The sequence below is a fragment of the Nitrospirota bacterium genome (genome assembly GCA_020846775.1).
In the GTDB taxonomy this organism is placed as follows: Bacteria; Nitrospirota; 9FT-COMBO-42-15; order HDB-SIOI813; family HDB-SIOI813; genus RBG-16-43-11.
In genome coordinates, this window is the sequence record JADLDG010000023.1 from 249804 (window position 1) to 271646 (window position 21843).

General features: G+C 43.4%; 23 protein-coding genes. 6 read left to right on the top strand and 17 right to left on the bottom strand.

Going from position 1 to position 21843, the window contains the following annotated elements; all coding sequences use genetic code 11:
* Nucleotide 1: 1 nt before the first annotated feature.
* The 3 genes from IT392_03845 to IT392_03855 are packed head-to-tail and all read left to right on the top strand — an operon-like array spanning nucleotide 2 to nucleotide 1953.
* On the top strand, nucleotides 2-961 hold the full coding sequence (locus tag IT392_03845; GenBank protein MCC6543619.1) for an acetyl-CoA carboxylase carboxyltransferase subunit alpha: 960 nt from the start codon (nucleotides 2-4) through the stop codon (nucleotides 959-961).
* A gap of 50 nt (nucleotides 962-1011) precedes the next feature.
* Entirely contained in the window at nucleotides 1012-1284 is a 273-nt protein-coding gene (locus IT392_03850; protein ID MCC6543620.1) for a zinc ribbon domain-containing protein, read from the top strand.
* 12 nt (nucleotides 1285-1296) lie between these two features.
* Nucleotides 1297-1953 (top strand): endonuclease III, encoded by a 657-nt coding sequence (locus IT392_03855; GenBank protein ID MCC6543621.1) that lies wholly within the window; start codon nucleotides 1297-1299, stop codon nucleotides 1951-1953.
* A 45-nt stretch (nucleotides 1954-1998) separates the two neighbouring features.
* On the opposite strand, the gene IT392_03860 is transcribed toward IT392_03855, so the two are convergent.
* From IT392_03860 to IT392_03900, 9 genes are all read right to left on the bottom strand, one after another.
* A complete protein-coding gene (locus tag IT392_03860) occupies nucleotides 1999-2403 on the bottom strand; it encodes a DUF420 domain-containing protein (GenBank protein ID MCC6543622.1) in 405 nt (134 codons plus the stop codon).
* A 118-nt stretch (nucleotides 2404-2521) separates the two neighbouring features.
* The gene (locus IT392_03865; protein MCC6543623.1) at nucleotides 2522-3826 is read right to left on the bottom strand and encodes a cbb3-type cytochrome c oxidase subunit I; all 1305 of its coding nucleotides are present in this window, start codon (nucleotides 3824-3826) and stop codon (nucleotides 2522-2524) included.
* A gap of 114 nt (nucleotides 3827-3940) precedes the next feature.
* Nucleotides 3941-4828, bottom strand: coding sequence for a protoheme IX farnesyltransferase (gene cyoE, locus IT392_03870; GenBank protein ID MCC6543624.1), 888 nt, complete (start codon nucleotides 4826-4828; stop codon nucleotides 3941-3943).
* A 78-nt stretch (nucleotides 4829-4906) separates the two neighbouring features.
* Nucleotides 4907-5824 (bottom strand): heme A synthase, encoded by a 918-nt coding sequence (locus tag IT392_03875; GenBank protein ID MCC6543625.1) that lies wholly within the window; start codon nucleotides 5822-5824, stop codon nucleotides 4907-4909.
* Between the two features lie 45 nt (nucleotides 5825-5869).
* A complete protein-coding gene (locus IT392_03880) occupies nucleotides 5870-7462 on the bottom strand; it encodes a cbb3-type cytochrome c oxidase subunit I (protein MCC6543626.1) in 1593 nt (530 codons plus the stop codon).
* A 24-nt stretch (nucleotides 7463-7486) separates the two neighbouring features.
* Complete coding sequence (gene coxB / locus IT392_03885; GenBank protein MCC6543627.1) at nucleotides 7487-8233, bottom strand: cytochrome c oxidase subunit II; 747 nt, start codon at nucleotides 8231-8233, stop codon at nucleotides 7487-7489.
* Nucleotides 8230-9066 carry an SCO family protein gene (locus tag IT392_03890; GenBank protein ID MCC6543628.1) on the bottom strand — a complete coding sequence of 279 codons (837 nt, stop codon included), beginning with the start codon at nucleotides 9064-9066 and terminating at the stop codon, nucleotides 8230-8232. The genes coxB and IT392_03890 overlap by 4 nt, the downstream gene beginning before the upstream one ends.
* Nucleotides 9067-9080: 14 nt before the next feature.
* Complete coding sequence (locus IT392_03895) at nucleotides 9081-9911, bottom strand: heme-copper oxidase subunit III (GenBank protein ID MCC6543629.1); 831 nt, start codon at nucleotides 9909-9911, stop codon at nucleotides 9081-9083.
* Nucleotides 9912-10003: 92 nt separating this feature from the next.
* Nucleotides 10004-10441 carry an Rrf2 family transcriptional regulator gene (locus tag IT392_03900; protein MCC6543630.1) on the bottom strand — a complete coding sequence of 146 codons (438 nt, stop codon included), beginning with the start codon at nucleotides 10439-10441 and terminating at the stop codon, nucleotides 10004-10006.
* 168 nt (nucleotides 10442-10609) lie between these two features.
* Between IT392_03900 and IT392_03905 the strand changes: the two genes are divergently transcribed.
* Nucleotides 10610-10939, top strand: a complete 330-nt coding sequence (locus tag IT392_03905; protein MCC6543631.1) for a cytochrome c — start codon at nucleotides 10610-10612, stop codon at nucleotides 10937-10939.
* Between the two features lie 140 nt (nucleotides 10940-11079).
* On the opposite strand, the gene IT392_03910 is transcribed toward IT392_03905, so the two are convergent.
* On the bottom strand, nucleotides 11080-11514 hold the full coding sequence (locus IT392_03910) for an NUDIX hydrolase (GenBank protein MCC6543632.1): 435 nt from the start codon (nucleotides 11512-11514) through the stop codon (nucleotides 11080-11082).
* Nucleotides 11515-11680: 166 nt separating this feature from the next.
* Between IT392_03910 and lgt the strand changes: the two genes are divergently transcribed.
* Entirely contained in the window at nucleotides 11681-12469 is a 789-nt protein-coding gene (gene lgt / locus IT392_03915; protein ID MCC6543633.1) for a prolipoprotein diacylglyceryl transferase, read from the top strand.
* Between the two features lie 211 nt (nucleotides 12470-12680).
* Here lgt and IT392_03920 read toward each other — a convergent pair whose 3' ends face one another.
* From IT392_03920 to IT392_03950, 7 genes are all read right to left on the bottom strand, one after another.
* Entirely contained in the window at nucleotides 12681-13574 is an 894-nt protein-coding gene (locus IT392_03920; GenBank protein ID MCC6543634.1) for a hypothetical protein, read from the bottom strand.
* On the bottom strand, nucleotides 13558-14718 hold the full coding sequence (locus IT392_03925; GenBank protein ID MCC6543635.1) for a hypothetical protein: 1161 nt from the start codon (nucleotides 14716-14718) through the stop codon (nucleotides 13558-13560). The genes IT392_03920 and IT392_03925 overlap by 17 nt, the downstream gene beginning before the upstream one ends.
* Nucleotides 14715-15548 carry a hypothetical protein gene (locus tag IT392_03930; protein MCC6543636.1) on the bottom strand — a complete coding sequence of 278 codons (834 nt, stop codon included), beginning with the start codon at nucleotides 15546-15548 and terminating at the stop codon, nucleotides 14715-14717. The genes IT392_03925 and IT392_03930 overlap by 4 nt, the downstream gene beginning before the upstream one ends.
* Nucleotides 15549-15633: 85 nt before the next feature.
* Nucleotides 15634-17277 carry a putative manganese-dependent inorganic diphosphatase gene (locus IT392_03935; protein ID MCC6543637.1) on the bottom strand — a complete coding sequence of 548 codons (1644 nt, stop codon included), beginning with the start codon at nucleotides 17275-17277 and terminating at the stop codon, nucleotides 15634-15636.
* Nucleotides 17278-17285: 8 nt separating this feature from the next.
* Nucleotides 17286-18056 (bottom strand): VIT1/CCC1 transporter family protein, encoded by a 771-nt coding sequence (locus IT392_03940; GenBank protein ID MCC6543638.1) that lies wholly within the window; start codon nucleotides 18054-18056, stop codon nucleotides 17286-17288.
* A gap of 9 nt (nucleotides 18057-18065) precedes the next feature.
* Nucleotides 18066-19469, bottom strand: a complete 1404-nt coding sequence (locus IT392_03945) for an aspartate ammonia-lyase (protein MCC6543639.1) — start codon at nucleotides 19467-19469, stop codon at nucleotides 18066-18068.
* Nucleotides 19466-21298, bottom strand: a complete 1833-nt coding sequence (locus IT392_03950; GenBank protein MCC6543640.1) for a hypothetical protein — start codon at nucleotides 21296-21298, stop codon at nucleotides 19466-19468. The genes IT392_03945 and IT392_03950 overlap by 4 nt, the downstream gene beginning before the upstream one ends.
* Nucleotides 21299-21407: 109 nt before the next feature.
* On the opposite strand from IT392_03950, the gene IT392_03955 reads away from it, so the two are divergent.
* Entirely contained in the window at nucleotides 21408-21830 is a 423-nt protein-coding gene (locus IT392_03955) for an oxidoreductase (protein ID MCC6543641.1), read from the top strand.
* The last annotated feature ends 13 nt before the right edge of the window (nucleotides 21831-21843 follow it).

Below are 21843 nucleotides of genomic sequence, written 5' to 3' on the forward strand. Positions count from 1 at the left end.
CATGCTCAGAGAACTGCTTGAATTTGAAAAACCTTTAGTTGAGATAGAAGAGAAGATTGAAAAACTTCGAAGCTATGTCAAGGGGGATGATCCTCGCGTGCATGCAGAGATTGACAAGCTTACAAAACGATCGCAATCTCTGCTGGAGAGATTATATGCAAACCTTACCCCATGGCAGAAGACTCAGGTAGCAAGACACCCGTCCCGCCCCACTACTTCAGATTATATCAATGCATTTATCAGTGATTTTATTGAACTTCATGGAGACCGACGTTTCGCAAATGACCCTGCAATAATCGGCGGAATTGGTAACCTTGGGCAAAGGCCAGTAGTTGTAATTGGACATCAGAAAGGAACAGGGACGCGGGACAAGATCTACAGGAATTTCGGCATGCCTAACCCTGAAGGTTACAGAAAGGCGCTTCGGCTGATGCGCCTCGCTGAGAAGTTCCATAAACCTATTATTACATTTATTGATACACCTGGGGCCTATCCTGGTATAGGGGCTGAGGAACGTGGGCAGGCAGAGGCTATTGCAAGAAATCTGTTTGAAATGTGCCGTCTGAAGGTGCCTATTATTGTATCTGTAATTGGAGAAGGAGGCAGTGGAGGCGCACTCGCGATCGGTGTAGGAGACCGAATTATGATGCTCGAACATGCAATTTACTCTGTCATATCACCGGAAGGTTGTGCAGCAATCCTGTGGGGTGACGGAACTCGTGCAATGGAAGCAGCGGAGACACTTAAATTGACGGCACAGAACCTAAAAAAACTCGGGGTCATAGATATTATCGTAAAAGAGCCGCTTGGCGGCGCGCACAGGGATGCATTTATTGCAGCTGAAAATTTGAAAGAGTCAATGTTAAAGGCCCTGAAGGAGATCGAGACCATTCCAGGAGATAAACTCGCTGCTATGCGATATGAGAAATTCAAAAAGATGGGGACGTATAAAGAAGAGTGAATACCTTGTTGATTAAAGCAAAGTGTTTATTAACTACATAGGAGGGAATTATGCCGAAGACAGTAGGACCTATTTGCCAGAGCTGTGGTATGTCAATTCAGGATCCAAAAGATTTCGGGACAACAGAATCCGGCGCCAAGAATCTTAGTTACTGCCGATTCTGCTTCCGGAATGGCGCCTTTACAGAACCTGATCTGACACTGGAACAGATGATTGAGAAGTGTACTGGTATAGCCGCTACAAAGAGGAATATGTCAGAAGATAAAGCCAGAGAGATTGTCAATGATTACATGCCAAAGCTCAAGAGATGGTTTAAGAAATAACGTGCAGCTCGGATGACCGGCGACAATATCAACAACATTATCAGCATACTGAAAAAAGAAGTAAAAAAATGGAAAGCACCTGCAGTAACAAAGGTTGCAGAAAAGACTAAAGATCCCTTTAAGATACTAATATCCTGCATCCTCAGCCTCCGGACTAAAGACGTCACTACAGAAGCGGCAAGTCTCAGGCTTTTCTCTCTTGCCAGTACCCCGGATGATATGCTTATAATCCCACCCGGAAAGATCGAGCAGGCCATCTACCCGGTAGGCTTTTACAGGACTAAAGCCAGGAGCATAATAGAGATCTGCAGGACTCTCAAAGATGATTACAACTCCATAGTACCTGACTCTATAGATGAACTGATGAAACTGAAGGGTGTGGGCAGAAAGACTGCAAATCTTGTGGTAACTACAGGGTATGATAAGGATGGCATATGTGTTGATACCCATGTCCACAGGATATCAAACCGCTGGGGTTACATAAATACAAAGACACCTGAACAGTCCGAAGCCGCACTCCGCGGCAAGTTACCCCGAAAATACTGGAAGATCTACAATGACCTGCTGGTCACCTTCGGACAAAACCTGTGTAAACCAATATCCCCTTTATGCAGTCGTTGTAAGATTGCCGTTTATTGTAAAAAAATTGGGGTCAAATTTAGCCGATGAACTGCAGGAACAAATGATCAGGATACTAATAACAATGAGTAATGATCAAAGTTGAAAGAAGTAAATGAGCCAGCCTGTTGCTGCAACATATAACCATACAGCTGCCGTATAAGGAGCAGTCTTTTTGTGTCTGTCAAATCGTCCCCTGAACCCCGAATACAATGTCATGACGGCCAACGGAAGATTAACAACTGACAGAAATGTGTGAGACCACAGGGTAGTCAGATAAAGACCCCTTAAACTTCCCTCATATTTTGTATGAGGAAAGATTGTGGTCCTTATCATATATAATCCAACAAAGATAATTGCAAAAAAAGATGCAGAAAGCATTGCCCATTTATGTTTTTCTCTCAGGTTCAGCTTTATAAGAAATAATCCTGATACGACACAGAGCCCGCTTATACCGATTGTTAAAAGACTGCTATATAGTAATGTCGTGTATAGATTCAAACCTTACTACCTCAACTATAGTCTCCAGGACAGTACAAGCGCATCAACAAGTAATAATGCGATTAAACCAAGTACCAGGTATATGACAAAGTACATTTTCTTATTTTTACCCTCAGCTTCATTCTGATAATCCATATTTTCTCCCTCCCTTGACTATCGTAACAGATATATAAGACACGAAAATAATCCCTCCTATTACCGCCAGTATTGTTCCCACACCCATAATAGTTAGTGACGCAAGAACAACCGGGTCAGATGTAAAGGCAATGCCATAGGTCTTTCGAGGTGCGCCAAAAGCACCCGAGATAAAGAGCCCAAGGATAAACAGAAACATCCCTCCCCCATAAATAGCAGGCTGATACCTGGCAAGATGCTCTCCATAAACCCTTTGCCTCATGTCTCTTATAATATAATACGAAAGTCCCATAAGGGCCAATGTCAGACTTGTCACCGCTCCATGATAGTGGGCAGGAACCCGGAGGTCATTGGCAAAACCACCATATGCGATTGCAATACCAAAGGTATAAATTATCATGGAAAGCAATAAGGCAACATAGGCCACGCCGAATTCACTCCTCTTAAGATTTCTTATGATATTTGCAATGTGCAGAAAGACCGGAATACCTAATCCCACTGCATAAGTAATCTCTGCTGCCACTTTAGATGCTTTATTTAACGGATCATAGATAAATTGAAGACCAAAGATAAAGAGCGCCGATAATAAAAGCAATACATTTGCATACCTGAGCAACCGCCATGTACTGAATTCTCCATTATGTTTTCGCAATAAGCTATACCAGGCTATAATTAGCATAGAGCCGTTTAATATCTGCTGAATGTGACCCGTGGTCCAGAAAAGTCTCTCAAAAAAGACAAGCGGCTCTGCAGGTCCCCTGTTAAGCAGTATTGAGCAGACCATGGATAATATCATCAAGAGACTGATTAACAAAGACATCACTACTGTATTCATAAGGATGTCCTTTGAGAATAAATACCTAATGCTTTTCTTTAAGTACCCTATCGCATTTATTGAGAACCCTGTAATAAACAAGGCCAGACCAATGAAAAATAGAGGATCAATTATGGTAGGCACGTAGTTGTTTGTGACTACCTTTCCATTACCTGTCACAACAGAAATTGTCACAAGCAATGGTCCCATGAGTGCGATTTTATGTGATAAACCTCTAAAGCGGATATTATCGCCATTACCCAGGTAAATATCCCACAACACAACTGTAAATGACAGAAGCCAGAGTAGTATGGCCAGCACAACATGTCCTGCCAGTGCGTGATACATATAATAAGGCGGAAAGTACTTGTATCCAAACGGAGTCCTGCTCATAGCGACCAGAAAGGCAAATCCCCCGCCTATGCCTAAAGATAATATTGCAAGATAGAACCAACCGTATGCAGACTTATTCATGGAATAACACCATCGCCACTCCTTCAACTTCTCTCAGCCCCAATTCATCATTTCTGATTTTCCCTAACTCATTGCTCATTGCTTCTTCTATTGTTTGCATGCTTATCTCCTGCATCATGCCATATCCAGGATCATTGCAGTAAAAATAACCAATATGTATAGAATAGAAAAGAAAAAAAGAAACATGTCACAATCACGTTTAGACATCATAAATTTAACGGCAATTCCAAGATAGTAGATCCCTGCAACTATTGCAATTATAAGATAGATCCAACCTGTCATGCCTGAGATATATGGAGTAATACTCACAACCAGAAGCAGTGCAGTGTATATGAAAATCCGTATTTTTGTTGACCGGACTCCCTTGGCAACTGGAATTACAGGTATGCGGGCAGACTCATACTGGTCCCTGTACTTGAGCGCTATACTCAAGGCATGAGGATGCTGCCAAATCGCTGAGATGGCAAACAATATGACAGCAGTCAGATCAATCCTTTGTGTCACCGCTACATAACCTATGACTGGCGGGAGTGCACCTGCGATTCCTCCAATCTGGTTTGCATAGGATGAGCGTCGTTTCAGGATTATCGTATAAAGGACAACATAACCAAATACAGCAGCTCCGGTCAGTGTCGCAGTCATCAAGTTAACATTTGCTGATAAAAACAGTACAGAGAAGACCACCAACAGAATTCCTGTAATTACTGTCTTCCCTGGTGAAAATGCCTCAACTGCCAATGCCCTGCTCCGGGTCCTCTCCATGATGGCATCAATGTCCCTGTCAACATAATTATTCAGAATTGCTGACCCTGCTGTTGCCAAAGCAATACCTGTCATGACAGAAATGGTAATCCATATATCCGGCAGTCCCCTGCTGGCAATACACAGACCCGTCAGTGTAGACATCATGACGAGGGATACGATGCCTGGTTTGGCAAGGACTAAGTAGTCTCCTATTGCATGGCTTGCTGGAATTGCACTTTCTATCACATATTCTTTCATATCTGCCTCCCCGGACACAGCGCGCGTAACCCCATTCCCCCCACTCCCCCCTTGATTAGGGGGCAATTTATCCTGCTGCTACCTGCTGCCGGCAACCTGCATATTCCACAGGATGTCTCTCTTTGAAAACAAAAATGGCGCCGACTGATACGCCAGCCAGCCAAGCAACAGGAATCCTGTGGCGCCATGCAAAATGATAACAGGCAGAAACAAACCTGTTAAGATTAATGATATACCCAGGACAACCTGCATGATAACCAGACTCATTGTTATTGCTGCAACCCTGATCCCACTGCCCATCTTAATTGCCTTATACAACATAAATATAGTAAACAACAGTACAGCACCCGCCGTAACCCTGTGTATAAAGTGCAGGGCTACAGCACCGTTACCAAGGAATGGTATTATCTGTCCCTGACACAGGGGAAAATCCGGGCAGGCCAGTGAGGCCTTGGAATAACGGACTAATATACCCAGAATTACCTGAAGATATACAAGGCAGAAGAGGAAAAAGGCATAGCCCTTTTCTGCGACATTATTGTTGCCGCTTATTTTTCTCAGTGTAAAGATCAGAGATGTCAACACCATCGTTGCAATAATAAGATGTGATGATACGAGAGCAACCCTGAAGATATTATCAAGATAAGGCGCCTCTGTCAGCACAGTTACGCCGCCAATCAGAACACCGAGAAACAAAAGCCCCAGGATTAATGCAGTAAGGATGCGGGCTGCCCCCTTATACCTTATCCAGACATACGCTGTAGACATGATCAGCAGCGACCCTGTTAAAGCACCGAGAAGCCTGTGCCCCCACTCAAACCATATGTGCATCCTGAACGGCGGCCTGACACTGCCATAGCAAAGCGGCCAGTCAGGACAGGCAAGGCCCGAGCCTGTCGAGGTCACGAATGCACCCATTATCATAAGAAGATAGAGAAACAAAATAGTTATCCCTATTGGATACGTTGGATTTATTGCTTCTATAATCTTTTTCATAAAACCTCCACCTTGTCCCTCCCCTTGAAGGGGAAGGAATTCTCATCATGAATTTCCATATCCATACGGATGCCAGTCTTCAGACAATTCCGGAATTGGGTGGAAATTTCCCGGCGGCGGAGGAGTCGTAGTCATCCACTCAATTGACCTCGACGACCATGGATTATCATCCGCCTTTTTCCCTGCAGCAAGTCCATGAATCCATGCTATGAGATTAATCAGAGCGCCCAGACCAATAATGAATGCTCCTATGGTAACTATAAAGTGAAGTCCCTCAAGCTGGGGGAACTGCTGATAATCAAAGTATCTCCTCGGCATGCCCTTAATTCCGACTATCATCATGGTAAAGAAGGTAACGTTCACCCCAATGAAGGAAATAATAAACCCTGATTTCCCAAGGGTCTCGTTGTACATCTTTCCGGTCATCTTTGGAAAGAGGTAATATATGCTTCCAAATATAGCAAAGGTAGTTGATACCGCCATTACATAATGAAAGTGCCCTACAATAAAATGCGTATCATGAATGGCAAGGTCTATAGCTGTCATTGCATTCGGGATACCGGTCAATCCTCCAATAAGGAACAGAAATATGAATCCGACTGCATATAGCATCGGCGTAGTATATTGGATAGCGGCCTTATAAAGCGTACCTATAAGACCAATCATTAAGAGACCTACAGGAATGCTGATCATCAGTGTACTTACCATCATCCCAAGCCTGATCCAGTCGGGCATACCGGAAGTAAAAAGGTGATGTATCCAAACCTCGCCGCTAAGAAGGACGACACCCCCAATACCGCCATAAACCACCATCTTGTAGTTAAAGACACGATTCTTTGAAAAAGTAGCGACTATTTCATAGATTATCCCCATGGTAGGCAACAGGATTACATACACTGCCGGATGCGAGTAGAACCAGAACAGGTTTTGATATAAGAGTACGTCGCCCCCTGCGGATGGATCAAAGAAATGTGTCCCTATATATTTGTCAAAAAGGAGCATCGTAACTGCTGCGGCTAAAACAGGTATGAAAATCAACTGTAATATAAATGCGCCGAGTGTGCTCCAGACAAAAATATTCAACTTACCCCATGTCAAGCCTGGGGCACGCATATAGATGACCGTGGTAATCAGGTTTATTCCTCCTACAATGGATGAAAAACCCATGAGGTGTACGGTAAATACGTAGAAGGCCGTGTTGCCTCCGCTTCTGAGAGAATACGGAGGGTATCCGGTCCACATAATATCCGGTGAGTCAGGAATTACAAAGGTTAGAAGCGCAACAACGATGCCTGCCCAGAATAACCAGAGACTCAGGGCATTGAGCCTCGGAAAGGCCATATCCTTTGCCCCTATCATAAGTGGAATAAGATAGTTCGCAAGAAACCCTGTGAGCGCCGGTATCTGAAATGCAAGTATCATGGCTGCACCATGAAAATATAACCAGGTATTATATGTCTGTGGGTTTGTAATCGTCGGACCTATAGATCCCAGTTCTATCCTGATAAGTATTGCCATTAGACCGGCAACAGCAAATGCTGCCAGCGAACCGATTAAATAGAGGATACCAATCCTCTTGTGGTCTATTGTAAAAATCCATTCTTTAAGTGTCTGTCCGTAACCAACCTTGTGTGCCATTGAGTGCGATGCTGTACTCATGATTTATGCACCCCCTTTCGCTTCTTCTTCAGCTAAAGCTCTTTTCTCATCTTCGATCCATTTGTTAAACTCATCCTTAGGCAACGCAATTATTGTCCCCCTCATACTTGAGTGAAGGACACCGCAAAATTCTGCACATGTGATAAGATGTTCACCAGGTTCTTTCGGGTAGAACCAGAGATAGGTCACCCTGCCAGGCATGAGGTCTTCCTTGACCTTAAAGTCAGGAAGGAAGAAGCTGTGAATGACATCCCGGCTTGTCATTCGAACAAGAACAGGGGTACCCGCCGGAACCCTTAATTCATTAACCGTCTCCACGCCTTCAGGATATTTGAAGTTCCAGCTCCACATTTGTCCTTCAAGTTTAACTTCATAGGCATTCTCCGGCACTGTCCTGTAATCATTGAAAAGAGTCCAACCTTCAGCAGCCAGATAAAGATCATCTGCCATAAAGATAAAGGCGGGAATTAACGCCCATCCAATGGCTGCTGCGATGCTGAGCCTGGGCGGTCTACCCTCCTGCCCTGCATACCTTCTCCTGTATCTGATCAAAAAGTAGATCGTAATTCCGGCAAAGATGACTCCGATCACCGTTATGTCAATAAGCATCTCATTGAACAAATGCTGCCACCCTCCGGGAAGATCGGGAATTTTTCCAAATCCTCTCACTTCATGCTCCGCATACGATGTAGAAGCTGCCGCAAGCATAAGGAACGAGAGACATATTACATTTATTATTTTCCTGATCATGGCCTTGCCTCCTTTCTCTTTCTAAAATAGATGATTGGTGTAAAAATAAAGATCGCACCCAATATAAATGCCCCGACTCCAACAAACAGGGGATAATTCAACGTATATTTTCCCTCCTTGTAGTTATAGCTGTAGCAAGCCATTGTCAGGAGGTCTATAACTTTTGAATGCCTGTTCCTGTTATACGCCGCTTCTGTAACTGCAAGTTCAACATCCTTGCTATCAAGAGGTGACCCGTAGATATAGCGTGCTATCCTGAGATCCGGAGACAAAAATATATAAGCGTACGTATGCAGAAAAGTCCTGTCACGAGGCGACCAGAAGAATTTATAACCTGCACTCTTTGTCAAAGCTGCGATGTCTTCCTTGTTCTTCATAACAGCTATTTTCCAATAATCACCCTTACTGCCTCTTATTCCTGTCATTTCAGTAAACACATTCAGTTGACGCAAATCATCTTTTTTATCAAATGAAACTGTCAGTACGTTATAATCTTTTCCCGGAATCAGCCCGGTTATCCCTGAGAGTGCATCCCTCAAGTGTACGTTGATTGATGGACATGCCCCGTCACATGAAAAATAGGAAAATACAAGGATAAGCGGTTTACCCGACATATCTTTGAGTTTGAACTCCTCACCGTCCTTATCCAGCAGAATCAATTCTCCATCCAATCTGGCTCCGAGGTATGCGTCCTCGTCAATCCTCATGATTGAGGGATCCAAAGTTGACTCAGAGATTGTTCCGCTTTTTGCATATACTGAACGAGCCCCAATCGCAATTAATATAGACAGGATCATGAAAAAGATTAACTTGTAGTTTTCAGCTCTTAACATTAGTACCTCCAGACCTACGACCAGAGATAGACCTGAGTCAAAACAAAAAACCAGATAATATCAACAAAGTGCCAGTACATGGATGCAGACTTAACAAAGGACTTGCTCATCTTCCCCATGAGCGCAGGTATTAGTATGCAAATAAACATTCCTACACCAACCAGTACATGAGAGAAATGAAAGCCTGTAATTGTGTAATAGGCAGTGCTGTAGATGTTTGTCTTGAAGTTGAATCCTTCTGTCATCAGATGAGAATACTCATTTATCGTAATCAGCATGAAGACTGTTCCAAGTACTATAGTGGCGATCAGCCATGTTAGAAATCCACTTCTGTCTCCCTTTTCCATTCTTACTTCACTGTGATGGATAGTAAAACTTGATGACACAAGGACAGCTGTCATAATCAGCGGCGTCGTCACAGATATATCCGGTGTGCCTTCAGGCGGCCAGCCTGCAGACTTAAGCCTTACGACCCAATAGCCCGCAAAAAAAGCAATAAAGATGAATGCCTCAGCCAATATAAAGAAAGGCATTGCTGTAACAACATACCCAGGCTCATCTTTTTGTCCCACACCTTCACTGATCCAGCCTGCTATTGCTATGACTGTAAGCGGCACTCCAATACCAAGCGATAACATTGCCGTTAATGGCCTTGCATAAACGTAATAGAGTGCAAATGAAAAGGGTATCAGGAATAAAATCCCGATGACCAGGACAAGGGGCCAAGGGCTTGTCTCCCAGTGGTGACCATGCGCCGGGTCATCCCCATCGGATTGAGCGTACGATCTACTTTGTACAGCACCTGCCCCCCACGTCACATCCTGACTAATTGTTTGCTTAGACATTTTTTTCACCTCCCTTTTAAACTATTAAACTACCCTTACCGGACCTATCGGACCTTATATATCCTGTTTCAGTATAAAAAAATGCTGACAGTTTATTTCATTAACGATTCTTTCTTAGCTATTGCATCTTTCACGAGCTGCTCAAATGAACAACCACCCAGGTAATCAATCAATACCTTCTGGGCGCCAGCCCAAACATCATGCACTGAACAGAACTTATCCCTGTCGCAGTAACCCTCATATATAAGACAGTAATTCAGGAATATAGGGCCCTCCATTGCCTCAATCACATCCAGCAGCTTAATATCTTTTGGCTGTCTGGTTAATGCAAATCCGCCTTTCTGACCCTTAAACGACTTTACAAATCCTTTTCTAACAAGTAATTGCAGGAGTTTGGCAAGATATGCAGGAGGTGTATCAGTTGATTTGGCAATCTCATCTATATCACATAACTTGTCTTCAGAATAGTGGATAGATAAGTGCAGCAACCCTCTTATTGAATATTCAGCAGCCTTGCTTAATCTAAACATCAACCACCTCTATACAAGACCAGTACAGTCTTGTTTCATACAAGACTATTTATATCCCTTTTCAAAAACCATGTCAAGATCTTTTTTTTTCTTGAAATAATTGTTTTGACAATGAGTAAAAATCAAATTAATATACAACTATTCATGAAGGGAAAGGGGGTGAATTGAATGAAAACACATTTAATTATAGTTATAATCTTAGCGGCGTTTATTTGTAGTGTTTCGGCTTTTGCTGCAGATGGTTCTAAAGTCTATAAAGAAAAATGCTCATTATGTCATGGCCCTGCAGGAGGTGGTACCCCAATGGGACCGTCTTTTAAGGGAAATGAATTCATAACGAAGGGCAAAGCAGCTGATATTAAGATCGTCATTTTGGAAGGACGGTCAGGATCAAATAAGAAATACGCAAAGATCTCTATGGACATGCCTAAGATTTCCATGTCAGACGAAGATGTTCAGGCGCTCATCTCTTACATGCAGGTAGACCTGCAGAAATAATTTTTATAACATCACGATTATCTTCACAGCCTGAATAGTTCAGGCTTGTCATTTAATGTATCAAACATTCGAATATTCTGAAGTATGATAAATCTATTCTGCAAATAAATATGGCCACTGATCACAACAGGGCGAATTACCTACAGCCCTCGCAGTATCTCTCCTGCCTTCTGCAGGATCCCTTTTTCATCCTTGTATTCTGCAAGTTCGATAGCCTCGTCAAGCGGAAACCACCTGCAGTCAACCACCTCACTATCATGTTCTGTCACATCTCCGCCTGTGCATTCCATTAAAAAGAAATAGACGATCTTGAATATACGCTTAGTCTCCTCTTCTTCTTTACTGACATAGAAATAATGTATATTGCCGATCAATTTAATAATCTTTCCATCAAGACCTGTCTCTTCCCTGACCTCTCTGTGTGCAGTCCTGGCAATGTTCTCACCCTTTTCAACGAGCCCTTTTGGCAGGCACCATACCTTCCCGTCTTTAACCGAAATCAGGGCAACATACACCTCGCCTTTATCTAATCGAAAAACTACACCGCCTGCAGATATGTGACGCTCTGTTTTCATTCTACAGTCTACCCTCATAATCCTACCTTACAATCATTTGCCATCAATTACCATAGATTTGTGTACTGTGTCAAATGCAATTAGTTATAGTTTCTTTTTTTTAAGAATCCTTTATAATCACATGACTCAATTTAAATACATATTGCTCGAAAGGAACATTGATAAAATGATTTATGTTAACAACTTATCACCTGAAATTGTGAGAATTGGATCGTTTGCAATCAGATGGTACGGGTTTTTGTTTTCGTCCGGAATAATAGTTAATTATCTGCTGCTGCGATGGATATTCAAACGGGAGAACTATCCTGTCATTGATTTAGATAGTGTGATTACTTATCTATTCTTCGGACTGATCATAGGAGCAAGGCTCGGAGAAGTTTTCTTCTACGAACCTGGATTCTACTTAAGAGATCCTGTTGAAATCCTTAAAATCTGGAATGGAGGTTTATCCAGTCATGGGGCAACCATCGGTGTTTTTGTTTCCTACGTAATCTGGACAAGGGTTCATAATGTGAAATTCACAAAATACGCTGACGTCCTGGTACTCGGAATGCCGGGAACCGCTGCCTTTGTAAGGACTGGCAACTTTTTTAATTCTGAGATCGTTGGAATCCCTACCAGGGATAATTGGGGAGTTGTCTTTAGCAGATTGGGAGAGGATTTCCCCCGGCATCCGGTACAACTCTATGAGGCCATTTTAAGTATCATCGTGTTAGCCATCCTCCTCTACATATACAAGAATTATTACATGAAGACACCTCCCCTCTTTTTTATGTTCCTCTATATGATTCTCTACTTTGGAGGAAGATTCATTCTTGAATTCTGGAAAGACCTTCATGTACTGCCGGGCTGGTTCCCATTATCCATGGGGCAGGTATTGAGTGTTTTACCTGTGCTGCTGGCAGCCGGATATTTTTTATTTGTATTCCCCAGACAGGAGCGTAAACGACAGTAACCAGTCATCATGCGTTCAGCAAATTAAATCATGATTTAGAAAATATTGAAGAAACCTGACAGTACTGTAGTAAAAAGGTAATATGCTGAAGCAGAAAAAACCATGATAAAAATGATTAGCCCTATAGGAATGAGATTCCATAAAGTTTTCAAATAGTAAGTAAACGACGGATAATACGCATTATTCTTTGCCAACAATTGTTCGTGACGGTTCATCTGTAACCTCCTGTCAACAACGACCTCTTCCATCCATCAAGGAGGCAGTCCAATATGTCCCATGCAAAAAGAACATTGCTGCCAAGCCTTGCATTTATATCCAAGAGCACCGGGGTAAAATTATCTCTAAGCCCAAAATCCATTTCAACAGGCCCCTCAAAATTGAGTATCCCTGCAACCTTTGTCCCCTTCTTGACAATATCATGCCGTTCTACCCTTTCAACGGCAGAGGAATAATCTCCTTCCGTCTTTTTTAAGACGGTCTTCTTCAGGACAACTGCTGACAGTACATCTCCTCCCTTCTCAATATACATATTAAGATTATAGACAGCGCCAGAGATATATTCCTGAAATATGAGACCATCTTTAGACTTGTCAAAGAGATCTTCATATCTCATGTACATCACATCATCATTTCTGCGACTTCTAAAGCGATGTCTGGAGTGCAGGGGGAATCCCAATCTGTCTGCGATTATGTTTACCGGCGTCACTTCATCACAATACTTTGGTACTTCTATGCCATGTCCAGCCATTATCATTAAAGTCTTCAATCTGTCGTTGGCAATATCTATGGCCGTTCGAGACGATATCAATACATTACATCCTTCCCACTCTATTTCCCTCTTCAAGGAAGAGATTACAGGGAGCTCTTCCGTAACTGTTGGTATCAGGAGAGATGGACGCTCTCTTCTGATTATCTCCATAAGAATTGTCGTGTAACCAAGATCATCAGCCTCAGGTACAACATAGAAGGAATCAACAGGGCGTTTAATTTCTCTGACATCAGTCCCTATTATTGGAAATGACTTGGCCTTAAAATATGTTACAGCAGAGCGTCCGGCCGGCCTGCCTATACCTGTAATCATGATATTTTTATGATGGATCATCATCACCTTCTTTGTGATCATCATGTTGATTGTCAGAGCTGTCACCAGATGCAGAGGAGTCATGATGTGAGTCATCATCAGAACCCGAATCGTTGGATTCAATCTTTATCTTATCTGCAACAAGAACACCCAGTGAATCAACAGTACCTTCAACCTCAAGTTGATCGTTTACCTTGATATCAGCAACATTAACAATACTGCCATCCGAATATTGTGTCGTTGAAAGGACCCGGACGGTCTGTCCCGATAGTTCAAACGTTCCGTCTGTAAATAATGCTGTAACATAACCTCCAACCTTGAATTTGTCATTATCTTTAAAGTTGTAGCCATGATCCTCACGTTCTATCCTGCTTGCAATCAGCGACCCACCTGAAAAACCGTCAGTACTTTTTACCTCAACATACAATCCGTCTTTCAAGTCATAAATTGTCATATCCTTAAAGCCAGCAATATTGTAGTCAATCAGCAAACTCCCAATCTGGAAAGTGCCAGGGATCGAATCAAGGTTAGCAACATTCCCTTTTAGTTCGATCTCACTCCCCTTGTCAAAAGATGATTTCTTAAGTGCGATGTAACTTGCCTGAATAACACCATTTGAGTCTACAAAGCCGCTGACCTCAACTATATTTCCTGTCTCTATGTCGCTCACATCAATCATGCCATCGCTATTTTTATCTGAAACACTGTTATAGATAGTCAGACTGCTGACACTGACTGTCTGCCCAAGTACAAACAGCGTATTAGAAAGGGGGTCAACGTAATCAACAATGCCTTCAAGCAGATCATCGAACTCAACATTAACCGCTACCCCGGTTAAACCATCGTCATTAAAGGTCCCATCAACTGTAACAACCATTCCAGGCTGCAAACTGCTAATATCGCCCGGCGTTCCATCTAAAGTAACAGCCGCCATAGTTGTTTCAAATGAAACCCCGTTTACACTCACCGACGTATTATCTATTGATTTTATCCTGCCAATACTGATCCCGGTGCCACCAATACCACCTCCGGCATAATCGTTGGTCGCGCCTGTCCCCCCAATTCCTCCGCCTGCAAGATCGTTGTAACCGGTCGTTGTACCGCATGATGATACAGTTAAGAGTATTAAACAGATGATAAATATATTGTGCATAAACCGGCGTTTCACTGTCCTTCACCCCTCTTCATTGTGTCATCTTCAAAATAGTAGATGCCTATACCGGCCCTCTGCCTCCCCGTGCCAACGACTGTTGGATTGACATCCCTGTCATGTTGTGATAATACGGCATCCAGCTCCTCTAAAAGCAATTGCCCCTTCTCAGCAGAAAGCCGTCTGATTTCTGGAAGGACTTCCTGAGGCAGATTGTCATAAGATACTTTTCTCTGCAGAAATCTCGACCCTGGATCTTTCGTAATGTTATTATCTATAGTTGAAATAAGGTCTCTGACATCGGTTCCGAGAATAGCAAGTTTTTCGACATTGCCTTCTGCAGGTATGTATGCCCTTTCAATCAGCCTTATACGTCCGTTCGGCCGCCGGTCAATCGCCCCGACACGGTCAAGCTCATCCAGTACTGCCCTGACAGGCATGTCACCACTGTATGTTCGTACAAGTTCACTGAATGACACACCTGGCCCCTCAATCTTCAGATCTGCCGGGTTACCATGATTGTCACAGAATATGCTGTCACGTACCCAGCCGGTTATAACCCTTGCAGCCCTGTTATAACGATTAATTGTCTCTTCATTTCCAGTGTCAGAAACACCCTCTACCCGGCTGACCTCTTTACGGGTCAATCCCGTAAGTATGGAGACACGGGAGGCGGTTTGTTTTCTGTTCGGCAAGCCAAATTCTTCCATCGCCACTTTCACATAAACATTCTTGGCAAGATCAACAAATGTTCCGTAGGGGACACCATTACGCAATAGTATCCTGACCAATGGCTGTAAGAGGCTTACTATTGCTGAAAGCAGTGTCTTTTTTTCATTCTGCCTCATATTTGGGATTTTATTCCCAATTGACCGCTTTGTCAATACTTTATTTCTATGTCACATTTTTGTAATTTTAGATAAAATAAATGGGCTACTTAAGGACACTTAGAATCCTTGGAACAAGCTGTTTCTTTCTTGACAGTACCCCTTTTAGTTCAGCCAGGTTAGGGGCCATAAGTGGATAACCTATCTTCGTTACAATACCGGAATCACCGGCAAAAAGCAGCAGGCTGTTTTCATATATGATGTCTGATACCAGAAGGCAGGCAAGGGTTAATCTGTCTTCAAGCAGTATCTTGTTTAGTGATGTCAGAAGAGCCTCTCTTATTTTTTCAAATGTCAGCATCTCTATTATCTCGATCTGACCTATCCCTATCTTCTCTTTTCCAACCTCATAGATTTTATAATCTGTCTTGATAATCTCCTCCGGCGTCTTCTTCAAAAGGTCTGAGCTTGCGTTGAACATATCTTCCCCCAGCTTTTGAATGTCAATGCCTGCTATACCTGCAAGATACGCAGCAACCTTCCGGTCTCTTTCAGTCGTCGTTGGAGACTTCATGATAACTGTGTCTGACAATATTGCAGACAGCATAATTCCCGCATATGGAGGCTCGGGCTCTACTCCATATTTCAAATAAAGCTCTGCAACAAGCGTATTAGTACAGCCTACAGGTTCTACTACAAAAAGGATCGGATGAAGTGTCTGAAAACTTCCTATCCTGTGATGATCCAGTACCTCAATCACCTCGGCCTCCTCTATGCCAGGGATAGCCTGACTGGCCTCATTATGGTCAACGAGGATAACCTTCTTTCGAAAGTCCCTGAGCATGTCGCTCCTTGTCAGGATCCCGGTAAGCCTGCCGTCGGTTTCTACAACCGGACATCCTCGAAGGGCTGAATCACGCATCTTTGCCTTGACATCGAGCAGCAGGTCATGCGGGGATACCGAGTAGAAATCACTTGAGAACACCTCTCTGGCAGGAGTGCTAAGGTGCATTAATCTTACGGTTGTTGCTGTATCATATGGCGATGAAATAACACTGACCTTGTTTTTTTGCGCCATATCGAGGATCGCCTTGTCAGGCAGAAACCCGCCGGTTACGATCAGGCATCTTGCATGACTTTCAATGGAATGTCTCTGTATCTCCCTGCGGTCTCCTACTATGACAACACAACCTTCCTCGGAATAATACTTCATCACCTGCCGGAATCCTTCATTTTCCATAGCTCCTACAACTATCCTGCCTGTCCTCGTTTCATTTTCATCAAACAGGAATAGCGAATTCCCCTGAATTGCCTTGGCTATTCCGGTGAGCGAGGCGACTATTCTATTAGAAGTCGCGGCATCGGCATGACGGGCATAGAATCTGGCAAGGTCCTGAAGGGTGATAGCCCCTCTGTAATGACCACCCCTGTCAGTTACAGGTACCATAAGCAGGTCATAGCTGTTCATAAAATCAAGGACATCGCCTACTGACATATCCATATGAACTGATAATGACTCTGAGGTCATGACATCCTTTACCCTGACCTTAACATCCGGCAGATAAAGCGGGAGGTCCAGCCCGAATGCTTTGAGAACATACTCAGTCTGCAAATTTATCTCCCCAGCCCTGGCCGCTATAACACTGGCATGGCCGGTAAGTTGCTTGAGCCGTGCATAAGCAAGTGCCGCACAAATAGAATCCGTATCAGGATTCCTGTGACCAATAACATATATGTTCTGATCAGACATTGTTCCCTCTATAATGCGACTGAAAATATAGCGCCGAGGATGTATCCAATCCCTGCGGCGATAGACCCCAGTAATACAGTCTCCGCACTGCTTTTTAGCCAGTGCCTTTTCGTCAACATGGTCTTGCCGATCCCTATACCGAGCAGGATGGCAAGGGCTATCGCGATGCTGAGTTTAAGCGCATAAAGTGAGTCATCAAAAAATATATAAGGTATTATGAGCGGCAGCCCGCCTATAATAAATGATACACCCATTATCATACCTACTTTTAATGAACTTTCAAAGTCTTCATCAACAATGCCAAGCTCATCACGGATCATGAATTTAATCCACCTGTCCTTGTCTGCAGTGACCCTGTGAACTATCATCTCCACTTCATCCGGGGTAAATCCATGGTCGGTAAATATTTCCCTTATCTCCTGTCTCTCTTTATCAGGAAACTCTATGATCTCTCTTTTTTCACGATCTATCTCCCGTTCAAAAAATTCCCTCTGCGATTTTGATGCAAGATAGGCGCCGAGAAACATAGAAACAGCGCCGGCTGTTATTGCTGCCATACCGGTCATGAATACAATCCGGCTGTTATTGACGGACCCTGTCACTCCAGCCACGAACCCCACTGTACTAACAAGCCCGTCATTCATTCCAAAGACTACTTCCCTGATCTGTCTCCCCCTTGGGGTATGCCAGTCCTCATCATGATACTTCTTATGAGGATGCTGGGCAATATCATTGTTCTTAAACCAGGTTTTTACGAATTGGGGTAATGTAAGTTGCACAATGACTAATTATATGGCATTTACAGTCATCTTGTACAGATCCAGTATTTGATCTGCGTCTTTTTTTGAGAGGATATCGTGTAGTGCAATTAAATCCCTGACAGACTTGCCCGATGCAAGGGATTCTTTTACAATTTTGGCAGCTGCCTCATAACCTATTACCTGATTCAGGATTGTGGCAAGGCCGGGACTTTTTTCTGCAAATTCCATGCAGCGATCTTTGTTGGCCTCTATCCCATTTACGCACTTCTCAGTAAATACATTAATAACATTAATGAGCAGGTGAATGGACTGCTGAAGATTGTAATTGATTACAGGCATCATTACATTCAACTCAAGCTGTCCGGCCTGTGCAGCCAGCGTAATGGCCGTGTCATTGCCAATAACTTGAAATGATGTCATATTCAAAACCTCGGCCATTACCGGGTTAACCTTACCGGGCATTATTGAGGATCCGGGCTGAACTGCCGGAAGGCGTATCTCGGCAAGACCCGTCAGAGGACCAGAGCTCATCAACCTCAAGTCATTGGCTATCTTGATTAGTTCAACTGCAAGCAGTCTCAATACACCGGAAAACAGGACAAAGTCTCCCATACTCTGCATAGAGGCTATCAGGTTTCTTGACCCTGTATATTTAGCGCCTGTAAGTCTCCTCAGATTTGAAATAATCTTCTTTTGATACAGATGGTGCGTATTCACACCTGTCCCTACCGCGGACCCGCCTATTCCAAGCGATAGAACGCGTTCCCTTGCCATCTTTATCTCTTTCATCACATTGTCAATTATTACACCGTATGCCTCAAACTCCTGACCAAGCCTGATTGGAACGGCATCCTGCAGATGAGTACGCCCTGATTTTATGACCTTGTCAAACTCCCTTCCTTTTCTGTGAAATGCCTGAGATAACTTTTTCAAGACATCAATCAACTTATCAGAAGCAGATACAGCGGCAATACGCATTGCAGTTGGAAAGACATCGTTAGTAGACTGGGACATATTTACATGATCGTTGGGGTGTATAACGGAATAGTCACCTTTAGCACCCCCAAGGACCTCTATTGCCCTGTTTGCAATTACCTCATTGACATTCATGTTATGGGAAGTACCGGCGCCGGCCTGAAATACATCAACTTCGAATTGATCAGATAATTTACCCTCTATAATCTCTTCAGCTGCCTTTGAGATTGCATTACCCCTGCGCTTGTCAAGTTTACCAAGGTCCATATTGGTCCGTGCAGCTGCTTTTTTAATCAGGGCTGTAGCTATAATAAATTCGCTGTACTGCCTGAGACCGCTGATTGGAAAGTTCTCAACTGCGCGTAAAGTCTGGATACCGTAGTAAGCATTCAGCGGCACCTCTTTTTCTCCAAGAGAGTCATGTTCTATTCTAAATTGCTTATTTTTTCTTTTCACTTTAAATATTGCCTTACTATCAGAACCCTCAAGCCATCACTCCCGGCTGCCATATATATATTTCCGTCTTCGCCGGCAAAGATGTTAGATATTGAGTCAACCTCATCAAACTCCAGGGACGAGGCAGGTTTATCCGGCATATTAGTATCATAGAGGAGAATCTTTCTATCACCTGTAATATACAGCTTGTCATCATTAATAACTATATCCTTGATATTGAAACCAACATTATTCCGTCTCTTTTTTTTGATCTTCTTTGGATCTGATACATCAAACGTTAAAAGGATATCATGATCTGCAGCGTAGGCAAAAGCCCCCCTGATCTCCATATCGCTGATAGCTCCGGCCTGAAATTCATTTATTTTTACAGGCGCTTCGGGAATGCTGACATCAGCTATTTCTAACCACCCTTCACCCTCTGATATGAGAATATTACCCTTTGAGAATGATATCTTCCGGGGGATGGCACGCGTCATAAATCTGGAAATGAGACGAGGTCTTGTTATGACTGAAAGATCCATTATTACAATACCATTTTCTCCATCAGCAAGGAAGGCATGTGTACCATCAACTATTACATTGTTTGAGAAACCCCTCGTATCCAGACCGCCAACCCTAACAGGTCTGTATGGATCTGTGAAATCAACTATTTGAAGACCGGCATCTCCGGCGGCAATAAATGCCAGGTTATCACGGATAAATAAATCCCTCGAATCACCTGGCAATTCCAGTTCTGCTATCCACGCAGGATTCTCGGGATTGCTCACGTCAATAACCTGGAACCCCTTTGAACCTGCCGCAAGATAAGCATACTTACCCCTTACATACAGATCATGCGCAAAGCCATAATATCCGTATCCCCCTGTCTCAAAAGGATGACCGGCATCCTTGATATTTATAACCTTTAAACCACCCTCCCAATCTGCCACATAAGCAAAATCATCCTTTACCTTCACATCCCATGCCATACCACTGGTGTCAACACTCCCTTTTGTCTCAGGGTTACGGGGATCACTAATATTCACTATCTGCAAACCTGCCTTCCAGTCAGCAATAAACGCATATTTGCCGGAGACGGTAATACCCCTCGCGTTTCCCGGTGTCTTGATCTTACCAACTAACACGGGCTTAGCCGGATCTTTCACATCCAGGATGTGGAGTTCGGAATCATACGAAACAACAAAGGCAAGTCCATTCCTGACAAAAACATCCTCAGCGCCAGTCAATGCAGGATAAACCGCGGCAAGTACAGGTTTTTCAGGCGCATGCACATCAATTATCAGGAGGCCTGACTTGTCTGCAGCGACGTATGCAAATCCGTCCATTACTGTTATACCCCAGGCAAGCCCTTTTGTCTCAAATCTGCTCATGAGTCGAGGTTGCGATGGGTCATTCACATCAAGAATAGACACCCCGCCCCTGTGGTCTGCCACATAAAGAATATCACCAACTACCTCTACAATGTAGGCAAGCCCCTGAGTCTGATAATGGCTGATTACCTTTGAATTGAGTGGATCACTGACATCTATAACCTGAAGGCCGTGATCGTCATCGCCAACATAGGCAATGTTATCTTTTACAAATATCCCCTTTGGTGAACCCGGGGTATGGATATTTGTCAGGTGTACAGGCTTATACGGATATGTTATATCATAGATATGCAGTCCTGAATACCAGTCTGCGAGATAGAGATAATTCCCGGTTATGAATATCTTCCTTGCATAACCTCCCTTGGTAATGTCGCTTAGAGCAGCGCTGTCTGACTTGGAAGATATCAGCAGAATAATACTAGTTATTATCAGTGAAATGGCCCATCTAAGCTTAATCATAAACTCTCGCCTCAAAACTTAAGTGCGTTAATAGTGACTCCGATATTTAAAAATGTTTTATCATGAAAAATACAATAAATTGTCCTGAAAAGCAAATAATGTCTGCCAGATGAATACAGAATCACTTATAACTGAGTTATATAGCGGCCTTCAATTCATGAAGGCCAGTGCATTTCCCAAGAAATGCCAGAGTTGTGGCAAGGTTTATGACAACGCCAATGACTTCTTTATTCAAACGCAGTCACTCAGAGGCAAGAGCGGCCTCAGGCACTCTCTTGATGACGATGATAAGTCCCTTGTGGAATTATTCCGCAACTGTATCTGCGGTTCAACAATGATGGAGGAATGCAGGGACAGAAGGGACACATCCGAAATGGGATTGCGAAGACGGGAGAAGTTCGGTCAGCTGCTTGATCTATTGAAAAACTCAGGGATAGATGCCGGGATTGCACGTGAGGAACTTCTCAGGGTAATGCGCGGAGAACAAAGCGATGTTTTGCATCACCTTGGAGTGCCGATGAAAATCAGATAAGTCCGCTAATACC

Excerpts from the sequence above, each read along its gene's own strand:
- IT392_03895 (MCC6543629.1), bottom strand. The coding sequence starts at position 9,911 with ATGTCTAAGCAAACAATTAGTCAGGATGTGACGTGGGGGGCAGGTGCT.
- IT392_03890 (MCC6543628.1), bottom strand. The coding sequence starts at position 9,066 with ATGTTAAGAGCTGAAAACTACAAGTTAATCTTTTTCATGATCCTGTCT.
- IT392_03865 (MCC6543623.1), bottom strand. The coding sequence starts at position 3,826 with ATGAATAAGTCTGCATACGGTTGGTTCTATCTTGCAATATTATCTTTA.
- IT392_03905 (MCC6543631.1), top strand. The coding sequence starts at position 10,610 with ATGAAAACACATTTAATTATAGTTATAATCTTAGCGGCGTTTATTTGT.
- IT392_03920 (MCC6543634.1), bottom strand. The coding sequence starts at position 13,574 with ATGATGATCCATCATAAAAATATCATGATTACAGGTATAGGCAGGCCG.
- IT392_03875 (MCC6543625.1), bottom strand. The coding sequence starts at position 5,824 with ATGAAAAAGATTATAGAAGCAATAAATCCAACGTATCCAATAGGGATA.
- IT392_03855 (MCC6543621.1), top strand. The coding sequence starts at position 1,297 with ATGACCGGCGACAATATCAACAACATTATCAGCATACTGAAAAAAGAA.
- cyoE (MCC6543624.1), bottom strand. The coding sequence starts at position 4,828 with ATGAAAGAATATGTGATAGAAAGTGCAATTCCAGCAAGCCATGCAATA.
- IT392_03935 (MCC6543637.1), bottom strand. The coding sequence starts at position 17,277 with ATGTCTGATCAGAACATATATGTTATTGGTCACAGGAATCCTGATACG.
- IT392_03845 (MCC6543619.1), top strand. The coding sequence starts at position 2 with ATGCTCAGAGAACTGCTTGAATTTGAAAAACCTTTAGTTGAGATAGAA.
- IT392_03900 (MCC6543630.1), bottom strand. The coding sequence starts at position 10,441 with ATGTTTAGATTAAGCAAGGCTGCTGAATATTCAATAAGAGGGTTGCTG.
- IT392_03880 (MCC6543626.1), bottom strand. The coding sequence starts at position 7,462 with ATGGCACACAAGGTTGGTTACGGACAGACACTTAAAGAATGGATTTTT.
- IT392_03930 (MCC6543636.1), bottom strand. The coding sequence starts at position 15,548 with ATGAGGCAGAATGAAAAAAAGACACTGCTTTCAGCAATAGTAAGCCTC.
- coxB (MCC6543627.1), bottom strand. The coding sequence starts at position 8,233 with ATGATCAGGAAAATAATAAATGTAATATGTCTCTCGTTCCTTATGCTT.
- IT392_03910 (MCC6543632.1), bottom strand. The coding sequence starts at position 11,514 with ATGAAAACAGAGCGTCACATATCTGCAGGCGGTGTAGTTTTTCGATTA.
- IT392_03850 (MCC6543620.1), top strand. The coding sequence starts at position 1,012 with ATGCCGAAGACAGTAGGACCTATTTGCCAGAGCTGTGGTATGTCAATT.
- IT392_03950 (MCC6543640.1), bottom strand. The coding sequence starts at position 21,298 with ATGATTAAGCTTAGATGGGCCATTTCACTGATAATAACTAGTATTATT.
- IT392_03955 (MCC6543641.1), top strand. The coding sequence starts at position 21,408 with ATGAATACAGAATCACTTATAACTGAGTTATATAGCGGCCTTCAATTC.
- lgt (MCC6543633.1), top strand. The coding sequence starts at position 11,681 with ATGATTTATGTTAACAACTTATCACCTGAAATTGTGAGAATTGGATCG.